The following is a 20,034-nucleotide window of genomic DNA, read 5'->3' as shown; positions in this document are numbered from 1 at the left end:
ATAGAAAAGCATATCCCATCGCCAAAAGCAATGGCGATGCAGATATGCCCTGCAAACGGTTATTGGACAGCCAGAGGCTTGTCCTAACCTGCTATAATACTTAGCTGTTGGAAAGAGCGGAAAAAATCTTTGGACACATAGCCCAGCGATTCATAAAGCGGCAAAACGGCTTCATTATGCTCATCAGCTGTAATTAAAATTTTCTTTACTTGGCGTTGTTGGAATCTTAGGCGCAAAGACTCGATAAGCGCTTTGCCAATTCCTTGACGCTGATGGTCCGCATGAACCGCAACACGATAATAGTAGCCCGTGTTATTATCAATCGTACCGATAATGACACCTACAACTTCCGACTCATAGAGAGCGACGAGAACAAGCTCGCTATCCCATGACAATTGACGCGCAAAAGCTTCCATTGTTTGCTCGTAACATTCTTCAGTTAATACATCCGCAAGAAGAGCCGTTAGCAACCTGTAATCTGATAATTGGAAGGAACGAACATTCATTATCGATACACACCTCTATACCATGTCATTGTGCTGCAATTTAATCATTATACTACATCTTCTATCGTTTTCCTTCACAAAATTTTAAAATTTGTTTAAAAAAATCTAAGAATTTAGCGAATTATGACTGAAAACGCTTTAAATTAAGCGCTTACATAAAGTTTTAGCCGATTTTCGTGCATTTGATTGGTTTTTCTCCCGCTTATGCATAATTACTTTAACAATATGACATGCTACTTAAGTCTACCTTATCTATTAAAATTCGACTTTTGAAACATCAATGTTGATTTATGTGATTGGATAGGGGATAATAAGAAGAGTAATTTACATATTCTAATTTTAGGAGGCTGTTTATATTATGGCACATCAATTACCAGCACTTCCGTATGCTAATAACGCTCTTGAGCCCCACATCGACGCTCTGACGATGGAAATCCATCACGACCGTCACCACAACGCTTATGTAACAAACCTGAACGCTGCTTTGGAGTCCGCTCCTGAGCTGCAAGGCAAATCCATTGAGGATTTGATTGCTGATCTGGCTAGCGTACCTGAAGCGATCCGTACAGCGGTTCGCAACAATGGCGGTGGACATGCTAACCACAGCCTGTTCTGGGAAACAATCGGTCCTGACGCTGGCGGCGCTCCAACTGGCGCACTGGCTGCTGCGATTGATAGCGAGCTGGGCGGCTTCGATACATTCAAAGCTGACTTTGCAAAAGCTGCTGCTACCCGCTTCGGAAGCGGCTGGGCATGGCTTTCCGTGAAAGACGGCAAGCTTAAAGTTGCAAGCCTGCCGAACCAAGACAGCCCGATCATGGAAGGCGAAACACCGCTTCTTGGTCTGGACGTTTGGGAGCATGCTTACTACCTGAACTACCAAAACAAACGCCCTGACTACATTGCAGCGTTCTGGAACGTTGTAAACTGGGCTGAAGTTGGCAAACGTTACGAAGCAGCTGTTAAATAATACAGCTTGCCGTTTAAAGCGGAGTCTCCACTTGGAGGCTCCGCTTTTTTTATATAAGCCGATTATAATTCCCCCCCTTATAATGGGCTTATATTTCACCCGCGAAACGGCAGCTTTGCCGCCAGAGGACGGTGACAGCCGTTTACGCTTGGTTGTTTTCCAGCTTTCCAGTAAAACTATGCACAAGGATAGGCATTCGCCGCATAACATGAAGTAGGATAGTTAAATGCCTAACTCGACGTGCAAAGGAGTCTGACCTATCGCATGAACGATACTTACGGTTTCACCAATGAGCAAGTGCAGATTTATGTCCCGCCATCTCCGTCTTCCCGCGCAGGGCAAGACTGCGGCTGTGGCGGCCCGCGCATGCTGATGCCCGGAATGCCTGGCGGCGGCCCGGGACTATTCCCGCCTGGACCGGGGCCAGGGCCATTCCCTCCGGGACCAGGGCCGTTCCCTCCGGGACCAGGGCCATTCCCTCCGGGGCCAGGGCCATTCCCTCCGGGACCAGGGCCATTCCCTCCGGGACCAGGGCCATTCCCTCCGGGACCAGGGCCATTCCCTCCGGGACCAGGGCCATTCCCTCCGGGACCAGGGCCGTTCCCTCCGGGACCAGGGCCATTCCCTCCGGGACCAGGGCCGTTCCCGCCGGGGCCGTTCCCACCGTTCCCATTCCCGATTCCGCTGCCGATTCCTATTCCGTTCCCTCCGGGACCACAAGGGAGAGTAACGGTCGTTATTAACGGAGGACGGGTGTTTCCAAACGTTACTCAGGCGTACCGAGTTATCCACCGTATCGGCATGACGATTTATCAGGCGCTGTGGGAAACCGGAGTTGTCCGGTTTGGCTTCAACGGACAAATTACTTCGATCAGCGGCATTCCGATCGGTGGCAATATCAGCTATCTGCTGCGCCTGAATGGCAGAGTTATCCCATCCACGCTGCTGAGCTTCCCGCTTCAGCGCAATGACGCCGTAGCTCTGGAACTGATTTACTCCCCTTCTGGCCGCCAGAGCGATGAGGATTTAGCTGACATTTCCGATGTCACACAGCAGTCCTAAAATAATGGATAAAAAAAGAGCGGGCCTACGAATAACGTAGGCCCGCTCTTTCCAATTCCTGACCAGCTTCAGCTCCCGCTGCAACAAGTGGACAAGCTTTCCTTTATTCCTTGACGCCGCCGAGCGTCAGCCCCGTAACGAAGTATTTTTGCAAAAACGGGTATACGATAATAATCGGCACGGTAGCTACAACTGTAATAGCAGCCCGGATCGACGCTGGCGTTACGATGTTCGCCTGAATATTTTTGCTGCTGGCGAAGGCCGACTCTGCTGTGCCTCCAACGCTCATATTGGCGGATTGCAGCTTTTTCATCAGCTCATATTGCAGCGTGCTTAAGTTAATATTCGAGGAATTATATAAAAAAGTATCGAACCAGCTATTCCATTGCCCCACCGCGACGAACAGCGCAATCGTAGCAATGACGGGCAGGCTGAGCGGCAATATGATCCGCATAAAGATCGAGAAATGCGTCGCCCCATCTATTTGCGCAGATTCTACCAGGCTCTCGGGCAAGCCTTCCATAAAGGATCGCATGACTATAAGGTTGAACGCGCCAATAAGTCCCGGGATGACATACACCCAAAACGTCCCGTACAGATGGAGGTTTTTAATGAGCATATAGGTTGGAATCAGGCCGCCGCTGAAGTACATCGTAAAGATGAAGATGAAGGAAATCGGCCCCCGCAGCACATAATCCTTGCGGCTTAATGTATAGGCCAGCATTGCTGTGCAGAACACGCTGCTTACTGTACCGAGCAGCGTCCGGGCAACGGAAATAAAGAAAGCATGATAAATGAGCCCATCCTGAAACAGCGTGCTGTAATTAAGTGTCGTGAACTCTCGCGGCCACAGAAAGGTGCTGTCCCGAACCGTATCCTGCGCCTGATTAAAGGAAACGGCGAGCGTGTTCAAAACCGGATAAAGCGTAAGCACGAGCAGTGCTAGCAGAAATACGGTATTGCATAGGTCAAAAAGCAAGTCAGCTGCCGACCTCTTTGACCTGCTGAGTGTCGTCGTTGTCATCGTCTCCTCCTGTTCCCTATCGCCTAGCATGAGTGTAAAACAGGCTTTTGCCCTCCAGGACCGGGCGGCAAAAAGCTCATTTTTTCTCCGATTAAAACAGCCTCTCCTGCCCCATCCGCTTCGCCATGCGATTCGCGGCCAGCAGCAGCACGACGCTGATAACCGTCTTGAAAATGCCGGCGGCGGTTGCAAACGAGAACCGCGACAAATTAATGCCGTATTTTAGTACAAATATATCGATCGTCTCGGAATAATCCACCACCATTGGTGTTTGCAGCAAATATTGCTGTTCAAAGCCCGCATCCAAAATATGCCCAATATTCATAATAAGCAGAATAACGATGATGCTGCGAATGCCGGGCAGCGTAATATGCCTTATTTTTCGAAACCGTCCCGCTCCATCGATGCTTGCCGCCTCATAGAGCGAAGGATCAATCGTCGTCATCGCTGCCAAATAAATAATGGCACTCCAGCCGATCTCCTTCCACACATTTGAGGCGCCAATAATCCACCAAAAATAATGCTGCTCGGAAAGCCACATGATCGGCTCCTTAATAATATGCAGGCTCACTAGCAGTTTGTTGACAGCCCCATCTATGGAAAGCACGTTCATAATCAAGTTCGCGGCCACAACCCACGATAAAAAATGCGGCAGGTAGCTGACCGTCTGGACGATACGCTTGAACATGATTTTGCGCACCTCATTGAGCAATAGCGCCAGACCGATCGAGCTGACGAAGCCGAACACAAGATTAATCAAGCTCATCGCGAGCGTATTGCGTATGACGCGGATAAAGTTCTCATCTTGAAACAATTCGCGAAAGTTGGCCAGCCCCACCCATTCGTTATCCAGCATCGCCGAGCCAAGCTTATAATTTTGAAAAGCCATCATCCACCCATACAGCGGCAAGTATGCAAAAATAATGACGTACACCACAAAAGGAATCGACATGACCATTAGCGCCTTCTGGCTGCGCAGCTTGCTCCACTTGCCCCGACTTTTTTTGATTCCGGCATGCTCTTTCACTCGCTCAACCGTTACAGACATCGCACGCTCTCTCTCCCTCCTCGCCGCGAGCTCCTTACCAATTCTCTTGGCGGTCCTTCACCTTCGTCGTCAGCTCATCGAGCCAGCCTTGAACGTCCAGCTTCTCTACGGCAGCGACATATTCATTCCAATATTTTTCGAAGTCATCGGCGTTTTTGGCAACGACCATTTGCGGTGGATATTTTTTATTAATATCGTTAAGCTTCTGGTTGAATACTTTGTTTGTCTCCGTCAGCTCGATGCTCCAGAGCGGGAAATATTTGCGGTTCAGATTCGGGCCGTCGAACAGCTCCTCGTAAGTCGTTGCGCCGTAAGCCTTCAGCAGCTCCTTATCCATTTCATCATATCCGGCGGCAATCTCTTCCGGCTGCTGATACTGCTGGTAGCTGTTGCCGTCAGCCATCGTGCCCGAAGAGCCTGGCCAGTACCAGAGGATGTTGCCGGTTGTTTTCAAGCCGTTTTTCGGATCGGCAAAAAAGTCCCGCTGCTCCTGATTGCGATAAAACCGCCCGGTGTCGCTGACCGTATAGTCTTCGCCCGCCACGCCCCAGTTGCGCAGCAATTGCCCTTCTTCGCTTGCCATGTAATCGGCATATTTGATCGCCGCTACAGGGTCCTTGGCGTTTATCGTAATCGAGAAGCCCATATTGTAATTCATTGAAGGCACATCCAAATAATCCGGCTGAATGGTATCATCGAAGGTAAGCTGGAGCGGCACAAACATCCGATTCGCCTTGCCCTGCTGCTTCAGGGAGTCCAGCGCCGTCTGGAACTGCCACTTCTGGTCAAACATCCCCAGCACCCGGCCGCTGGACAGCTTAGCCAAATACTGCTCATAGTTCATCACAAAGGCTTCCTTATCGATCATGCCTTCCCGGTACATTTCATGCAGCTTGGCGTAATACCGCTTCGTAATGTTTTCGTCCGTCTGATAGAAGGCCAGCTTGTTCGCCACCGGGTCAACAATAGCCCGAGAATCGTTAGGGCCGCCGGCCAAAAATTGCATCGCAGTCGTCAACGTGAAATTGCGGTTGTCATAGGTCAAAATTTCAAAAGGAATCGTATCCGCGCCATCGATTTGCGGGTATTTTTTATAATAGGCGCGCAAAACATCGACGTATTGGTCAAACGTCGTAATTTTCGGATAGCCTGCGTCCTTGAGCACTTCCTTCTGTATCCAGAAGGCTGCGCTAATGCCCTTAATCGGCGTCCCCGTAGGCGCAACCTGCGGCAGCGCATAAATATGTCCATCTGCTGTTTTCAGCCGTTCCCAATAGGGACCATAGATGCGCTTAATGTTCGGGGCATGCTGCTCAATTAAATCCTCCAGCGGGATAAGCGCATTCGCATCCTCGAATTTAACCGTCTGATCCGTATTGATGAGGTCAGGGTAATCGCCTCCGGCGATCATTACCCCTACCTTCTGCTCCTTCTCGCCGACGAGCCGCTCATATTTGATCTTTACTCCTGTTTTCTGTTCAATCATGTCGCCAATTTTTGTATGCTCGGGAACATTGTCGCCGGGATCAAAGATGAAATAGCTGAATGTGGTCAGTTCCTCGCCGCTGTTATTTTTGCTGGTGCCAGCAGCCGTATTCGTACTCTCCGTGCTGCATCCTCCTACTATCATCGACAAGGCCAAAGATGCCCCCATGATCCATGTAAGCGCTATTTTTTTACTCAAGATCGTTGCCACCCTCCCTTTAATATAAATTAACTGTATCAAACAGGAAGCTGCCCAGGTACCCGAAAAACCTTAACATCATACCCCGCAAATCTAATGAGATTGACAGCTATTGCTTCAGCTATGGGCTGGTAAATTACCAAATTCTCTTAATTTAGGGTAGCTATTTCAACAAATAAGTGTTAATTTTACTAATGAAAACGCTTAATTAGCTTTCAAATGACACTATTATACTAACAGAATGGTTTTGTTAGTTTTTAGCCAAAGGAGCAGCACGCGATGAAAATGATGCAAAACCTCCGTCTCTTCCGCTGGAACGACTTGCGGCTGCGAAACAAGCTGATGATTTTATATTTTGCCGCTGTTTTTATTCCGGTCATGCTGACGAATACGTTTTTCTATACGATCACCGCAGGCAATGTCAGAACGGAGAAGGTCCAGGACCTTCGGCAATCGCTTGAAAGAAACAAGGATAACTTTCGCAAAATGCTGGAGGGCGTCATCAGCTTCTCCTCGGTCATCTATAATGATGGCGTCCTCTATAGCGCATTGGATCGCACTTATGCGAGCGAAAGCGAAGTTATTGCAGCCTATGGCGAGGTGCTGAACAACTCGATTAACCGCTTCGTGCCACTGAATAAGCAGTTTTATAATGCGTATTTGTTTACCGACAACGACAGTCTGATTCACTCGGGCCTCCTGCAATTCATCGACTTGCAGACGAAGCAGGAGGGCTGGTATCAAGCGACTACCGATCAGGCGCGAAGCCGAAAATGGCTGCTTTATACGAACACGCCGACCGCGACTTGCAGGCAAACTGGGGCAACAGCTGCTTCGTTAGCAGCCAGCGGGGAGACAGGCGCGGGAGCAGGGTCGGCCGAATGCGGCGCTCCTTATTTGAGCGTGATTCGCGAGCTTGATTTTTACAAAGCCTATTCCAGCTACCATAAAATTCTCAGAGTAGATATTTTGCCGCATTATTTGGAAAACACATTGTTCGATCATTCGTTTCCCGGTGAAATTTATTTACTGAATCCTCAGGGCGATGTCATTTATTCGTCGGAGGCAGAGCCGCCAGCTTTCATCCATGAAGAAGCTCAACGGGGCAAAACCATTATCGCCAGCGCGTTTGAAGGCGTCGATTATCTGAAAGGCTGGGAGATGGTAGGCATCTACCCTAATGAGGTTGTCAATCAAAGCCTGCTTGATTCGCGCAAATTTATTATTTATTTGACGTGCGCAAATCTGCTATTTCCGAGCATTATTATTTTGCTCATTGCCCGGTCGCTCAATCTTAGGCTGGGCATGCTGCTCGGCGGCATTAAACGGGTGAAAAACCAGCGCTTTGAAATGCTGAAGGCCAAACCGGCATCCGATGAAATCGGGCAGCTGACCGAGGAATTTAACCGAATGACGCAGCAGATCAACGGCCTCATCCAAGATGTGTACGTGGCGGAGCTGGACCGGAGGCAGGCGCAGTTTAATGCTCTGCTAAGCCAAATTAATCCGCATTATTTGTTTAATACGCTTGATGCCATTCGAATGAATTGCGTCATTAAAGGTGAAGAGGAAACGGCATCGGTCATTAAGCTGCTCGGCCGCGGCTTTCGCCGATCGCTGAGCTGGGGCGAGGATATGATTCCGCTTCAAGAGGAGATGGCATTCGTCACCGACTATTTGGACATTCAGCATTTCCGCTTCGGCCACCGTCTCTCCTATCAGCTCGATATTGATGAGGAGGTGCTGGAGCTGCCCCTGCCGAAAATGAGCATCCTTCCGCTCGTTGAAAATGCCTGCATTCATGGCATTGAATATTCCGAGCAGCCCGGCAGCATTACCGTATCGGCTAAGCTTCACAGCACTCGCGTAGTCATTCGCGTGTCGGACAATGGCATTGGCATGGAAGAGGAGAAGCTCAGACACTGGCTTGCCCGACTGGAGCAATCCGGCGTGCAGCATCAGCAGGGCAAGCATGTGGGGCTGAAAAATGTATATGACCGGCTCAAGTGGCATTTTGGGAGCGAGTTCAGCTTTAGCCTCGATTCCCGTTATGGGGAAGGCACAACGATTGAACTGCAAATGCCCGCTGCCTTCGCTAAGGATGAATTTATAGGTGAAAGGAGAATCGTCGATGTTGAAAACGTTGATCGTTGAAGATGAGCCGCGGATGCGTGAAGGGCTAAAAAGAATTATTTTTTGGGAAAAGTACGGCTTTAATGTATGCGGGGATGCGGAAAATGGACGGCAGGCGCTCGAATTAATCGAACGCGAGCAGCCCGCGCTAGTCATTACCGACATTCGCCTGCCCGGCATTACAGGGCTTGAGCTTATGAAGGAAGTAACAGGGCGCATGGATACCTGCTTTATTGTCATATCCGGCTATGACGAATTTGAGTATGTGAAGACGGCGCTTATCTGTGGCGCTGTTGATTATATTTTGAAGCCAGTGGAGGAGGAGCAGCTGATTGGCGCTCTGCTGCGGGTGAAAAAACGGCTGCTCAAGGCTTTGCCCAGCACAGCCTCCAGCGCAGGCGGCACTGCGGAACCGGAGATAGGAATTGAGATGGGGATGGGGATGTCTTCGGATGATCCTATCGCTTTTGTCAAAGAGTATGTAGCCTTGCATTATCAGGAGCAGGTGACGATGAAGGAAATTGCCGGCAAAACGTATCTCCATCCCTTCTATCTCGGGCAATTGTTCCGCAAGGCAACCGGTATTTATTTCAACGATTACGTCCATCAAATTCGCGTGGATAAGGCGCAGCTGCTGCTCGCCACAACAAGCAGCAAAATAGCCGACATCGCTGCTGGCGTCGGCTATCCAGATCCGGATTATTTTGTGCAGCAGTTCAAGAAGATTACTGGCTGCACCCCTTCCCATTTTCGAAAAAACCAGCTTTAGTGTGTCATTTCCGTAATGTTAATTTGGATACCTGAAAAATATGCTCCAAAAAGCTATTTTTATTCGAAATTTTATTCAGAACCTTATATGAGATTACACTAAATATAAGATGAATAGCGTAACCTAATAAAACACCTAAGAAGTTCGCAATAGCATCATCAATATCTATCGTCCTATAGTTAAAATTTGTTGCTAATGAAATCAATGTTTGTGCTGCTTCAAAAAACAACCCCCAAAAAATAGCGTGAATAAAAATGTTACCTTTTCGAGTCAAATACCGAATAAAAAATCCATAGGGAACTAAAAGTATAATATTAAGCAGCATATTTTTATCAAACGCTCTAAAAGGAATATAGTTCAGATTATAAAAAAATTGAACAGTCTCTCCTTTCATTGCCGCAATAGCCCTCGGATCAATAGGTATAGGCAGAAGCGTCAATTTAAAAACATTAATCATGTAGACGTAGAAAATTAAAAACAAAGTCATATAAGTAAACGAGGATTTTTTATTGAATTTCAAATATAAAAGCGAAATAATTAACACCAATATTGCGATCACTTTAAGATATATATTATTTTCATTAATCATTATTTCCCTCCACATATAAAATTTTAAAAATACATTTAAATTAATAACATCAACCAAAGATATCAATGCTTTTCGGTTATTCATACAAAAAAATACAATTTGAAAATGAAAATCTAAAGGTGATGTAGATTCATTAAAAGGAATCTACATCACCTTTAGTAATTTTCAAAAAGGTTAATTCGTCACTAATGTTCCTTGTCCGCTAAGATCCCATCCATCATCTTCTAGTCTGGAGATATACAAATAATATTCAGTTTCGGCGCTTTGAGTACCTAAACTTTGACTAAAAGATGTTGAAGTATTCAACTTCGCAACTGGAGTAACATTTGCAGTTCCAACATAAGTACCTGATTTTTTATATACTGCAATAGAAATTTGGTTTATTTTAGCAGGAGCTCCATTTGGATTATCATAAGGAGTTACTGTCCCACTAATACTTAAATTACCTTTACTTAATTTGTGATATTTACCATTAGCCGCACCGTCTACTACTCGGAATGTCAAATCAAAAGAAAAAGAACTACTGTTTGCAGATGCAATAGGAGCAATTAATACACATAATAATATCAAACCAAACATTGCACTAAGTAACTTTTGTTTCATTCAGAAATCACACCTATCTCTTTTATTTATTCAATATTGAATATTTTCCCTTATAGGATATCCTTTTAATATTTTATCATTTTTATCTTTTTTTGTAAATATGTTTTCAATTATACCAATTACTTAATTCCATTTTAAATTAATTTAAGTCGAATACGGATTTTAATTTTAGATATTTCTGAATATTCAATTTATTTAGACTCCAGCAAATTATCAAATAGATTTTTCACATATCATCTTTTAAAATAAGAAAGCCAGCATCCCACATTCGGTATGCTGGCTTTCTCTGCAATAAGCGTTAATGCTGTTCTTTCTCATGTGCGGCCTGCTCAATGACCTTGCCTCTGCCGGTTATCAGCTTGAGCTGATCGTTCTCATAGCCGACCTCGTAAATCACCTGATATTTGCTCAGCTTGTTTTTGCCGCTTACTCGTTCATCTACTGAAATAATCGCCGTTACAGTCGCTTGCTGATCGTTGTTGACCGTGACATGCATATCGTCGATGACGACATTGCGCGTTGGCATATAACCTTCCCGAAATGCGTCATAGCTTGTACCCTCTTTCCAGCTGCCGCCCAGCAAGGAATAGGCATAAACATAATCGGCATTGTTCAAGCTGTCGTAAAAATGAGTAACCAAGTAGCTGGCATATTCACTCATCGTCGCTTCCTGCTTTGCCATGCCCGTGCTATTCGTGCCCTCCTGCTCAGGCAGCACCTCCATCGGCTTCGTCGACCAGGCTTCCACCGTTGCCAGCACATTGACGATTGGAATGCTGAACCCGATCGAACCTTGCTCAATGCCTGCTGAATTAATGCCGAGCACTTCGCCTGTCTCTCTTCTGACCAGAGGGCCACCGCTGTTTCCTGGCGCAATGGGCGCAGAAATTTGATACAAATCCTTATACGAATACGGTTCAATCGTAAAATTACGGCCCAAGCCGCTAACGATGCCAGTCGTTACTGTATTTTGAAAACCAAGCGGACTGCCGATCGCCATCACTTCATCGCCGATTTCCGCTTTTTTATTGCGAACCATCTTAAGCGGCTTCTCGCCAACCAGTCCTGGGACGCGGACAACCGCGACATCCGTCTCCGTGCTGATGCCAATTACTTCGCCATCAAGCTCCCGTGCATCAGACGTGTGGATTTTCACCTTATGAACGCCGGATACGACATGCGCATTGGTGATCAAATCACCTTGATTATTGTACAAAAAGCCTGATCCCTGCTTGCCATTGCCGCTTTCAATCATGACGACCAGCTTCTGCGTTTCATAAATGACGTCTTTAAGCGGCTTGCCTGTTTTCTCCGAGCGCGTATCTGACACGGCAAGCAGCGGCTTGCCACTGAGCTGCTTGGGAATTTCGGAACGGATAAATACGACCGCTCCAGCTCCAAAAAGCAGAAAAGCAACGGACATTATAAGGCTAAGCCAAGTTCCTTTTCTCATCAATATCTTCTCCTAGTCCAAATACCATGTGACATGATCGATGACGACAGTAGCATCGGTCTCTTCAATGCCTTCCACAGTTGCGTCGAAAGTAAAGGATTCGTTAGGCTCTATATAGTTAGGCATGGCGATAGACGTACCCTTCTTTAAAATCTGTTTATCCTTGCCGCGCACCGAATATTGGATTTCAACGGAATAAATCGGCCTAGTGGCAGCATTTTTGAGCAAGGCATGGATTTTGAAGATGCCCGTTTCATCAAAGCTCGTATCCACCTTCACCACTTCAACGGCCGCCGTTTGGTTAAGCAAATCCTCTTCCGCCGCTTTCTGCATCGCACGCTCAATTCTTTCCTGCTCCGCCTGCTCAAAAGCCTGCTTCTCCGCATGAATGCTTTCAAGCAGCTTCGTCAAGTTCGTATCCTCCGGGGCATAGGCCATTCCCTTCTGTACCATGGCGATCGCCTCGGAGAAGCTTTTTTTCTGAAGCAGCTCCTTCGTTTGCTGCTGGCATACAATCGCGATTTTGTCCACAATCTGCTTGCGCACAGCTACCGCTTCTTCGCCGCCTAAACCATTAACGGTATTAAGCTTCACCGCCAAAGCATCCAGCGAATTTATTTGGTCCAGCTCATTTTGCACCTGTACAACGACCATTCTAACATTTAAATCGGCAAACGCCTCGCGCAGCGGAGAAAAAATCTGCTCCTCCCGGCCTGCAAGCAGCGTATTCAGCTGCTTCACTAGCGGTCCAGCCTCCGTCAAAGATCCATTGTCCAGTTCGCTGGCAAGGAGGTTAATTTTATTTTCGATCGCAACCGCCTCGTTGACAATATCCATATCATCCTGAAGAGCACCGTAGGCTGGACGCACCTTCGCTGCCTTCTCAAGCTGGACCATCGCTTCGTGATATTTGCCTCCCCAAGCTTTCTGCTTCGCTTGCTCGTGCCATTCGGCGACATGATCATTCAAATCGCTTTCATATATGTAATAAGAAAATACCCCGGCAGAGGTCGAAATGAACACAACAACAGGCACAAGCGCAATAATAAACTTACGCCCAGCTCCGGCACGGGTTCTTCTGTTTCGTACTGGCGCTTGCTCTGGCACTAATGAGGCGCTAGCCTCCCGAATGAATAATTCATGCTCTTGAATGACAATGGCCTGCGTCTGCTCATTTGCCTGCGCGTCCTGAAGCAGCGGTTTCCCGCATTTGCTGCAGTAAACGGCACTAGGCTCGTATTTATTTCCGCAATGTTGGCAATGCACCTGTGCTCATCTCCTGACGCAATCAAACTTTAATCGTCCTTCCCTCTATTCTATATGAAATAGTAAATGATCTCCATTTTTAAATGATGGGAAATTTAAAAAATTTAATAAGCTTAATAAACTTATGGTTGAATTAGGCGAGCATGCCTGCTCGCTTCACCCGCATCAGCTTTAGCCTATCATAACATTCCTTTTGAATTAGCCAAAATAAGATAATTACCTTATTGATATATGTTTACGTTTCCTTCTCCATAAAAAAAGCAAGAGCAAGGCCTAAGCCCTGCTCTTGCTTAAAGAAGATACCGCTTGGCGGCTCGCCAATCGCGTGTTAGGCATTTTGCGATAGAGTAAGGCGCAGCTGCACGGTAACGTTATTTTCGGTATCCATCACGACGTTATGCGGATTCTGCATGCCGAAGTCCTCAAACGTGACGACCGTCTCGCTCTCCACATTCAGCTTGCCGTCGCTGTATGCCGCTTGTCCTGTAAAAGTAACTTCCTTCGTTATCCCTTTAATCGTCAAGTCGCCAGTCATGATGAGCGGGAACGTTTCGCCGTCCTTCACTTCCGTTGGCAGCGCCTCAAATGATGTCGCCTTGAACGTGGAGTTCGGGAAGTTGGTCACATCGAGAAAATCCGCTCCCTTCACATGCCCATCGCGCTGGCTATTGCCCGAATCTAGTACGTTCATATCGAGGCTTGCATCCGCCGCATTAGCTGCCGCATCCGCCGTATCTACATTCCAAGTGCCTGTTACACCATTTACTTCGAAGTTAACTGTCTCACGGGAAGTCGTAACCGAGAAATACACATTGGAGGTGGAATCAATGGTCCATGCTCCGTTTATATCCGCCACAGCGCCAACAGCAGCCGTCTGCGTACCACTTGCACTATTAGTAGAGCCAGAACCTGTGCTAGTCGTACCTGCTGCACTGTTTGTAGCGGCCGCTTCCGTGCCAATAACACTTTTGATTTCCTTGTTGTTGCCCGTAAACGAATCATACATGGCATATGCACCTGCTCCACCTAGCAAAACAACCGCAACGACAGCACCAATAACCACATTTTTCTTCTTCATTGTAAAATCCTCCTTTGTTTTTAAAACTACATTGTGTAGTGTTGTAAGTTATATAAAGGCGAAGCGCGCCTTCCCCTGAAGGGAGCTATGCGCTTCGCATAAAGCTTGCATTTTGAAAGATTAGTATGGCGTCAAGCTTGAACTTCTACAGCATAATAGGAAGATACATGACGGAAATCGATCCGAAGGTCAGTATGGATAATACCAATGCCACCACTGGACAACGCATGCTTAGCTCTTGCGACTCGGGATTCAGCAGCCTCATTAACCGATAATTAATCGAATGGTCGGCGAAAGAAGCATGGACAAAGGTCCGGCTGCTCCGTTCCCCACGGCTGTATTTCACAAGCTTGAGCAGCGCGCTGCCAAGACTATGCTCGCTCACCTGGCGCTGCAATGCGAATTGGTCGGCTAACAGCTCACGGGTCGTTTTGTACTGCTCGACTCCAAAGCGAAGAATCGGCATGTACCACAGCACCGTTGCGCCTACCTGCAAAATCAAAATCATCAGCGGATCGCGATTTCGGTAATGAAAGTGCTCATGCTCGATGACCGCCTCAAGCTCTTCCTTATCAAGCAGACCGAGAAGCCCAGTAGATAAAATGATTTTGGGACGAAGAAAACCAAGCGTCAGCGCAATCGGTTCTTGATGCGAAACGACCATGATCGCTTTGCTGCCTGCAAAATACCGCGCATTCAGTTCCTCCGTTAAACCGCCATGCTCTAAAATGCTCATTTTACGGTTTGCAGCCCGTACGCCGAGACAATGCTTCACCGTAACGTACAACAGATGCACGAACGTCCCAAAAACGGCAAGCTTCATAATGTAGCTAAGGAGCAGCAGGCTGTACCTCTTAATGAGGCTCTCGCAAATTTCAAATACATTAAACGCCGCCTTCTCCCAGCCGAACAGCGTATGCGTCGCATACATGCCCATTTGCAGCAGCGTGAACCCAATCAGCATCAGGCACAAGCCAAACATCCATTTCGACCTAAGACTCCAGCTCATGGCGTCTGCCCTCTTTAAGCGATTTGATTTTTTGCTCCAGCTTATCCAGCAGTTCCTCATCAACCTCTTCCATCGCATCGAACATATAGTTGACGACGAGCGGGCCAAGATCTTCAAGAAGCTCCCTGGATTGAATGCTCAGAAACTGCTCTTGCGTATGCACAGGCGTATATTTCGAAGGCTTGCCTGATGATTTCACGAGCAGCCCCTTGTCTACAAGCCGATTCATGACGGTCATAACAGTGTTGAAATTTAATGGCTTGTCCTGTTCGAGCTTATGCTGTACATCCTTGATGTAGCTATCAGGCTGCGACCACAGGATGGTCATAATCCTTGCCTCCAGCGGGCCAAAAAACCTCTCCAGCCCTTTTGTCTGAATGTCACTTGTTCCCAAGACTGCCTCACACCTTGCTATAACTACTTAATGTAGTGTTATTATAAAACCGGTTTATGAAAATAACCTTAAAAAAAGATGAGCAGGAAATTAATTTACTAAATTGACACAAAAATACATCATCGCCTCATGCAGACTAGCTATGCGTATAGGCAGCCAGACGCTCCAGCACATAGCGGCGGACGTCTTCCCGCAAATCTTCGCGCTCCAGCGCAAAATCAATCGTCGCCTGGACAAAGCCCAGCTTATCTCCAACATCATGGCGCTTGCCCGTAAAGCGATGCCCAATAATCGGCGACAGCTCGTTCAGCCGTTGCAGGCTGTCCGTTAATTGAATCTCCCCGCCTTTGCCTGGCTCGGCCTTAGACAAGAGGTCAAAAATAGCCGGCTCCAGCACATAGCGCCCAACAACAGCCCAATTCGACGGCGCCTGCCCAGGCAGCGGCTTCTCGATCAGCTCACGGATATGTCCCGCCTCGTCCCGAATATCGGCAATGCCATACTTGTGCGTCTGATTCCATGGCACTTCCATAAGAGCCACGACGGAGGAAGAATACTGCTCGTAACGATCGATCATTTGCTTCAGGCACGGCGGCTCAGATGTCAAAATGTCATCTCCGAGCAGCACCGCAAATGGTTCGTCGCCAATAAAACGCTGCGCGCACAGCACCGCGTGTCCCAGACCAAGCGGCTCCTTCTGGCGAACATAATAAATGTCAGCCAGCTGCGAAATTTCTTTCACAACTTTGAGCATTTCCTCGTTGCCGCGTTCCTCCAGTTCTCCTTCAAGCTCAACCGACTTGTCAAAATGATCCTCGATCGCCCGTTTATGGCGGCCGCTCACAATGACGATGCTGTCGATGCCCGACTGCACCGCTTCTTCTACAATATATTGAATCGCTGGCTTATCTATTATCGGCAGCATTTCTTTAGGCTGCGCCTTCGTTGCTGGCAAAAACCTTGTGCCAAGTCCGCCTGCCGGGATAATCGCTTTGCGTACCTTTTTTCCCATACGTCGCCGCCTCCATCTTTCGCTAATTGTTCGTGTAGAGCTCTCCTCATCATACCTTGTCTTGGCTCCTGTTTCCAGCTAGCCAACGTCATTTTCACCGCTGGCGGTCGGAGCCGCTTGCAGCAGTGCTGAATGAAGCGGCAGCATGACCCGAATCGTTGTGCCGGATGGTGTCCCTTTGCTCCCGCCGGCTAAGACGCTGGATTCGATTTCAATTAAACCTTCGTGAATATCGACGATTTTCTTCACAATCGACAGCCCCAGTCCGCTGCCGCCTTTCATCCGGTCCCGCGCCGCATCCGCTTTATAGAAGCGTTCGAATACCCGCTCCTGATCAGCGGGGGAAATGCCGCTGCCGCTATCGGCAATACGCACGATTGCGCAGCCGTTTTCCTCGGACAGCGTAATGCGGATGTGCCCATTATCCGGCGTAAACTTCATGCTGTTCGCCAGCAGATTGTTCCAAACCTGGCTCAGCTGATCTTCATCCGCGACGATGACCGTCTCCTCCATCAGCAGCTCAACCGTGAGCCGCTTCGCCATCCACTGCGGCTCGCATGAAAGCACAACGTCGCGCAGCTGGCGGTCCAGCCTGATCGCACGCGGCTCAAAGGGATGCTGCTTCGAGTCCAGCGAAGCCAGCTTAAGCAAATTCTCGCTCAGCCGGGACAAGCGGCTGCTCTCCTGCTTAATAATGCCGACGTAGCGATCGCGTTCCTCATCGGTCAGCTGCTCGCTGCGCAGCACCTCGGCGAACCCGCCGATTGAAGTCAGCGGCGATTGAATTTCGTGGGAGACGTTGGATACAAAATCCTGCCGCATCGTCTCCAGCTGCGACAAGCCTACTGTCATGCGATTGATGCTGTCGGCCAAATTGCCGAGCTCATCCCGGCGCTGCACAGGCAGCTGCACAGTAAAATCTCCGGTGGCGATGCGCTTCGTCGCTTCGGTCATCATTTTCAGCGGCTTGACCAAGTAGCGGGCCGCAATCGGAATTAGAATACAGCCGACGACCAGCAGGGTGATCAATATGGTGTAGGTGTTGCGCTGAAAGCTGCGAATTTCCGGCACGCGATCGGGCCGAACGAAGAACGCCCAATCACTCTCGCCAAGCACAGCTTTGCGCCCCAAAGCCGGAGGCGACGACGGCCGGCTGGTTTCGCCCTCCTCCTCGCTGGACAGCATTTGCAATTGTCCAGCGAAAACATTTTCGATAATTGCCGGGGTTAGAAGCTGTGTGATTTCCGCACTGGTCTTGCCCGCCTCAATGATTTCGCCACCACGGCCAACGGCTACAATCGCTAAATTTTGCATATCGGCAACCTGCTTGATGAATATGCTCAAGGATTTCGGCGAGGAAGCCGCATACAGCTGCTCAATCCGCACAATCGAGCGATCCAGCTGAGCCGGAAATTGTCCGCTTAAATCCCTTGTGAAAATTTGATCCGCCATCCAATAAGCGATGCCCATGCTGATGACCACTATGACCAGAAACGTCCAGGTCACGCGAACATACAGGCTGCGAATCATTCAAGCTCCTCCATTCGATAGCCGAGTCCGCGAATCGTGACGATCCGAATGCCCGCCTCTTCCTCGGTAAAGCGCTCGCGCAGCCGTTTGATATGCACATCCACCGTCCGCTCATCCCCTTCATAGTTCATGCCCCATATTTGCTCAATCAACTGTTCCCTTGAAAACGTTTTGTCCGGGTAGCTTGCCAGCTTGAACAACAGCTCAAACTCTTTAGGCGGCAGCATTATCCGCTTGCCAGCCATCGTGACATGAAATTCACTCAAATTGAGAATCAGCTGCCCCAGCTCCACGGTCTGTGAAGCCGCGATGCGGTAGCGCTTGAGCAAAGCCTTAATGCGCACCGCAAGCTCCAGCGGCTCAAATGGCTTAACCATATAATCATCGGCTCCGAGGCCGAAGCCTTTTACCTTATTCGCCGTTTCCCCTTTAGCGGTCAGCAGCAGCAGCGGCATATCATACGAGGCGCGCAGCGTTTCGCATAAGGTCCAGCCGTCCATGCGCGGCATCATGACATCAATAACAGCCAAATCCGGCAGCACCGTCTCCAGCCGCTCCAGCGCATCTTGTCCATCCTGTGCTTCTATAATTTGAAAACCTTCACGGCGCAGCAAAATGCTGACTAGCTCACGAATGTTTGGATCGTCATCTACGACTAATATTTTCGGCATGCGGATCACCCCTGTTGTTCGACTTTCCTTTACCATAATACATATAGATGAATTTAAGATGAACATGTTTGACAGTACCCGTTAATTGTAATAATTTTAAACTAGAATTTATGATCAGAAGCTATCGAATGGAGGCAATCATTTATGCATAAAACAATTATTATCGGTACTGGACCTGCGGGACTAACCGCTGCTATTTATTTGGCTCGCGCCAACATGGAGCCGCTCGTTATTGAAGGCTGGCAGCCAGGCGGCCAACTGACGACAACGACCGAAATCGAAAACTTTCCCGGCTTCCCTGACGGCATTCTCGGCAGCGAGCTGATGTCCAATATGCGCAAGCAAGCGCAGCGCTTCGGCGCTACGTTCCGCACAGGCTCTGTAAAAAGCGTTGATTTCAGCAAACGCCCTTATACGCTTGATGTTGAAGGAATCGGCGAGCTGCAAGCTGAATCGGTCATTATTTCAACCGGCGCTTCGGCGAAATATCTCGGCATTCCCGGCGAGCAGGAGAACATTGGACGCGGCGTCAGCACTTGCGCAACCTGCGATGGTTTCTTTTTCCGCGGCAAAAAGATTCTCGTTGTCGGCGGCGGCGACTCCGCCATGGAGGAATCGGTGTTCCTGACTCGCTTCGCGTCGGAAGTAACGGTCGTTAACCGCCGCTCCGAGCTGCGCGCTTCGAAAATCATGCAAGACCGCGCTCGCGACAATGACAAAATCTCCTGGAGCCTCGATCGCACCCCGCTCGAGGTGGCAGCCGGAGATACCGGGCTTCAAGGCCTGAAAGTCCGCAACAATGAAACAGGCGAAGAAGAGCTGATTGAGGCAGACGGCGTGTTCATTACGATCGGGCATACGCCGAACACAGGCTTCCTTGGCGGTCAAATCGACACCGATGAGCAAGGCTACATTATTGTGAAGCCCGGAACTTCCGAGACGAACATCCCTGGCGTATTCGCCTGTGGCGATGTACAGGATCGCCAGTATCGCCAAGCGATTACTGCTGCTGGCAGCGGCTGTATGGCGGCGCTCGACGCCGAGCGTTTCCTGGAAGCCCAGGCTCATGCCGCTTCGGTCCATGCTTAAGCTCATTTTTCCAAAACAAATGATGGCATCATTTCCCTTCTAGATGTATAATCAAAGCTGAAGATAAAGGCAATGCTACCCAACACATTACGATCGAATACGGATCGATTATGAAGAAGGTACAACCTCGCTAAGAAGGTGCGG

Annotated in this window: 19 protein-coding genes; 5 read left to right on the top strand and 14 right to left on the bottom strand. The window is 48.5% G+C overall.

Annotation, left to right across the window (positions count from 1 at the left end; genetic code table 11):
• Positions 1-83 precede the first annotated feature (83 nt).
• Positions 84-506, bottom strand: coding sequence for a GNAT family N-acetyltransferase (locus tag AC6B99_RS01070; protein WP_046232160.1), 423 nt, complete (start codon positions 504-506; stop codon positions 84-86).
• Between the two features lie 358 nt (positions 507-864).
• On the opposite strand from AC6B99_RS01070, the gene AC6B99_RS01065 reads away from it, so the two are divergent.
• Positions 865-1,476, top strand: a complete 612-nt coding sequence (locus AC6B99_RS01065; RefSeq protein WP_056030892.1) for a superoxide dismutase — start codon at positions 865-867, stop codon at positions 1,474-1,476.
• 264 nt (positions 1,477-1,740) lie between these two features.
• Positions 1,741-2,538, top strand: coding sequence for a hypothetical protein (locus tag AC6B99_RS01060; RefSeq protein WP_200931586.1), 798 nt, complete (start codon positions 1,741-1,743; stop codon positions 2,536-2,538).
• A gap of 103 nt (positions 2,539-2,641) precedes the next feature.
• On the opposite strand, the gene AC6B99_RS01055 is transcribed toward AC6B99_RS01060, so the two are convergent.
• The 3 genes from AC6B99_RS01055 to AC6B99_RS01045 form a co-directional block, all read right to left on the bottom strand.
• Positions 2,642-3,562 carry a carbohydrate ABC transporter permease gene (locus AC6B99_RS01055; protein ID WP_056030900.1) on the bottom strand — a complete coding sequence of 307 codons (921 nt, stop codon included), beginning with the start codon at positions 3,560-3,562 and terminating at the stop codon, positions 2,642-2,644.
• Between the two features lie 91 nt (positions 3,563-3,653).
• On the bottom strand, positions 3,654-4,610 hold the full coding sequence (locus AC6B99_RS01050; RefSeq protein WP_056030903.1) for an ABC transporter permease: 957 nt from the start codon (positions 4,608-4,610) through the stop codon (positions 3,654-3,656).
• Between the two features lie 34 nt (positions 4,611-4,644).
• Positions 4,645-6,294, bottom strand: coding sequence for a type 2 periplasmic-binding domain-containing protein (locus tag AC6B99_RS01045; RefSeq protein WP_056030906.1), 1,650 nt, complete (start codon positions 6,292-6,294; stop codon positions 4,645-4,647).
• Between the two features lie 279 nt (positions 6,295-6,573).
• On the opposite strand from AC6B99_RS01045, the gene AC6B99_RS01040 reads away from it, so the two are divergent.
• Positions 6,574-8,448 (top strand): sensor histidine kinase, encoded by a 1,875-nt coding sequence (locus AC6B99_RS01040; protein ID WP_496662543.1) that lies wholly within the window; start codon positions 6,574-6,576, stop codon positions 8,446-8,448.
• Positions 8,426-9,196 carry a response regulator transcription factor gene (locus AC6B99_RS01035; RefSeq protein WP_056030912.1) on the top strand — a complete coding sequence of 257 codons (771 nt, stop codon included), beginning with the start codon at positions 8,426-8,428 and terminating at the stop codon, positions 9,194-9,196. The genes AC6B99_RS01040 and AC6B99_RS01035 overlap by 23 nt, the downstream gene beginning before the upstream one ends.
• Before the next feature lie 4 nt (positions 9,197-9,200).
• Here the strand turns inward: AC6B99_RS01035 and AC6B99_RS01030 are convergent, their stop codons facing one another.
• The 10 genes from AC6B99_RS01030 to AC6B99_RS00985 form a co-directional block, all read right to left on the bottom strand.
• Complete coding sequence (locus AC6B99_RS01030; protein ID WP_494878766.1) at positions 9,201-9,785, bottom strand: VanZ family protein; 585 nt, start codon at positions 9,783-9,785, stop codon at positions 9,201-9,203.
• Positions 9,786-9,959: 174 nt separating this feature from the next.
• A complete protein-coding gene (locus AC6B99_RS01025; RefSeq protein ID WP_494878768.1) occupies positions 9,960-10,388 on the bottom strand; it encodes a hypothetical protein in 429 nt (142 codons plus the stop codon).
• Between the two features lie 298 nt (positions 10,389-10,686).
• Positions 10,687-11,841, bottom strand: coding sequence for a S1C family serine protease (locus AC6B99_RS01020; RefSeq protein ID WP_056030920.1), 1,155 nt, complete (start codon positions 11,839-11,841; stop codon positions 10,687-10,689).
• Positions 11,842-11,853: 12 nt separating this feature from the next.
• Positions 11,854-13,107: a zinc ribbon domain-containing protein gene (locus tag AC6B99_RS01015; protein WP_056030923.1), complete on the bottom strand. Its 1,254-nt coding sequence runs from the start codon at positions 13,105-13,107 to the stop codon at positions 11,854-11,856.
• 328 nt (positions 13,108-13,435) lie between these two features.
• The gene (locus AC6B99_RS01010; protein ID WP_056030926.1) at positions 13,436-14,185 is read right to left on the bottom strand and encodes a YceI family protein; all 750 of its coding nucleotides are present in this window, start codon (positions 14,183-14,185) and stop codon (positions 13,436-13,438) included.
• A gap of 145 nt (positions 14,186-14,330) precedes the next feature.
• A complete protein-coding gene (locus AC6B99_RS01005; RefSeq protein ID WP_056030928.1) occupies positions 14,331-15,194 on the bottom strand; it encodes a M56 family metallopeptidase in 864 nt (287 codons plus the stop codon).
• A complete protein-coding gene (locus tag AC6B99_RS01000) occupies positions 15,178-15,588 on the bottom strand; it encodes a BlaI/MecI/CopY family transcriptional regulator (protein WP_056030930.1) in 411 nt (136 codons plus the stop codon). The genes AC6B99_RS01005 and AC6B99_RS01000 overlap by 17 nt, the downstream gene beginning before the upstream one ends.
• Positions 15,589-15,724: 136 nt before the next feature.
• Positions 15,725-16,600 carry a UTP--glucose-1-phosphate uridylyltransferase GalU gene (gene galU / locus AC6B99_RS00995; protein ID WP_056030933.1) on the bottom strand — a complete coding sequence of 292 codons (876 nt, stop codon included), beginning with the start codon at positions 16,598-16,600 and terminating at the stop codon, positions 15,725-15,727.
• A 78-nt stretch (positions 16,601-16,678) separates the two neighbouring features.
• Entirely contained in the window at positions 16,679-18,130 is a 1,452-nt protein-coding gene (locus AC6B99_RS00990) for a sensor histidine kinase (protein WP_056030936.1), read from the bottom strand.
• Positions 18,127-18,801, bottom strand: a complete 675-nt coding sequence (locus AC6B99_RS00985) for a response regulator transcription factor (RefSeq protein WP_056030939.1) — start codon at positions 18,799-18,801, stop codon at positions 18,127-18,129. The genes AC6B99_RS00990 and AC6B99_RS00985 overlap by 4 nt, the downstream gene beginning before the upstream one ends.
• Before the next feature lie 144 nt (positions 18,802-18,945).
• Here AC6B99_RS00985 and trxB point away from each other — a divergent pair, with 144 nt between their 5' ends.
• A complete protein-coding gene (gene trxB, locus AC6B99_RS00980) occupies positions 18,946-19,890 on the top strand; it encodes a thioredoxin-disulfide reductase (protein WP_056030942.1) in 945 nt (314 codons plus the stop codon).
• Positions 19,891-20,034 lie beyond the last annotated feature (144 nt).

Source organism: Paenibacillus liaoningensis, from assembly GCF_059609455.1.
This window is presented reverse-complemented; position numbering and strand designations above follow the sequence as displayed.

Coding starts and splice junctions, on each gene's coding strand:
- AC6B99_RS01070 (WP_046232160.1), bottom strand. CDS start 506: ATGAATGTTCGTTCCTTCCAATTATCAGATTACAGGTTGCTAACGGCT.
- AC6B99_RS01065 (WP_056030892.1), top strand. CDS start 865: ATGGCACATCAATTACCAGCACTTCCGTATGCTAATAACGCTCTTGAG.
- AC6B99_RS01060 (WP_200931586.1), top strand. CDS start 1,741: ATGAACGATACTTACGGTTTCACCAATGAGCAAGTGCAGATTTATGTC.
- AC6B99_RS01055 (WP_056030900.1), bottom strand. CDS start 3,562: ATGACAACGACGACACTCAGCAGGTCAAAGAGGTCGGCAGCTGACTTG.
- AC6B99_RS01050 (WP_056030903.1), bottom strand. CDS start 4,610: ATGTCTGTAACGGTTGAGCGAGTGAAAGAGCATGCCGGAATCAAAAAA.
- AC6B99_RS01040 (WP_496662543.1), top strand. CDS start 6,574: ATGAAAATGATGCAAAACCTCCGTCTCTTCCGCTGGAACGACTTGCGG.
- AC6B99_RS01035 (WP_056030912.1), top strand. CDS start 8,426: ATGTTGAAAACGTTGATCGTTGAAGATGAGCCGCGGATGCGTGAAGGG.
- AC6B99_RS01030 (WP_494878766.1), bottom strand. CDS start 9,785: ATGATTAATGAAAATAATATATATCTTAAAGTGATCGCAATATTGGTG.
- AC6B99_RS01025 (WP_494878768.1), bottom strand. CDS start 10,388: ATGAAACAAAAGTTACTTAGTGCAATGTTTGGTTTGATATTATTATGT.
- AC6B99_RS01020 (WP_056030920.1), bottom strand. CDS start 11,841: ATGAGAAAAGGAACTTGGCTTAGCCTTATAATGTCCGTTGCTTTTCTG.
- AC6B99_RS01010 (WP_056030926.1), bottom strand. CDS start 14,185: ATGAAGAAGAAAAATGTGGTTATTGGTGCTGTCGTTGCGGTTGTTTTG.
- AC6B99_RS01005 (WP_056030928.1), bottom strand. CDS start 15,194: ATGAGCTGGAGTCTTAGGTCGAAATGGATGTTTGGCTTGTGCCTGATG.
- galU (WP_056030933.1), bottom strand. CDS start 16,600: ATGGGAAAAAAGGTACGCAAAGCGATTATCCCGGCAGGCGGACTTGGC.
- AC6B99_RS00990 (WP_056030936.1), bottom strand. CDS start 18,130: ATGATTCGCAGCCTGTATGTTCGCGTGACCTGGACGTTTCTGGTCATA.
- AC6B99_RS00985 (WP_056030939.1), bottom strand. CDS start 18,801: ATGCCGAAAATATTAGTCGTAGATGACGATCCAAACATTCGTGAGCTA.
- trxB (WP_056030942.1), top strand. CDS start 18,946: ATGCATAAAACAATTATTATCGGTACTGGACCTGCGGGACTAACCGCT.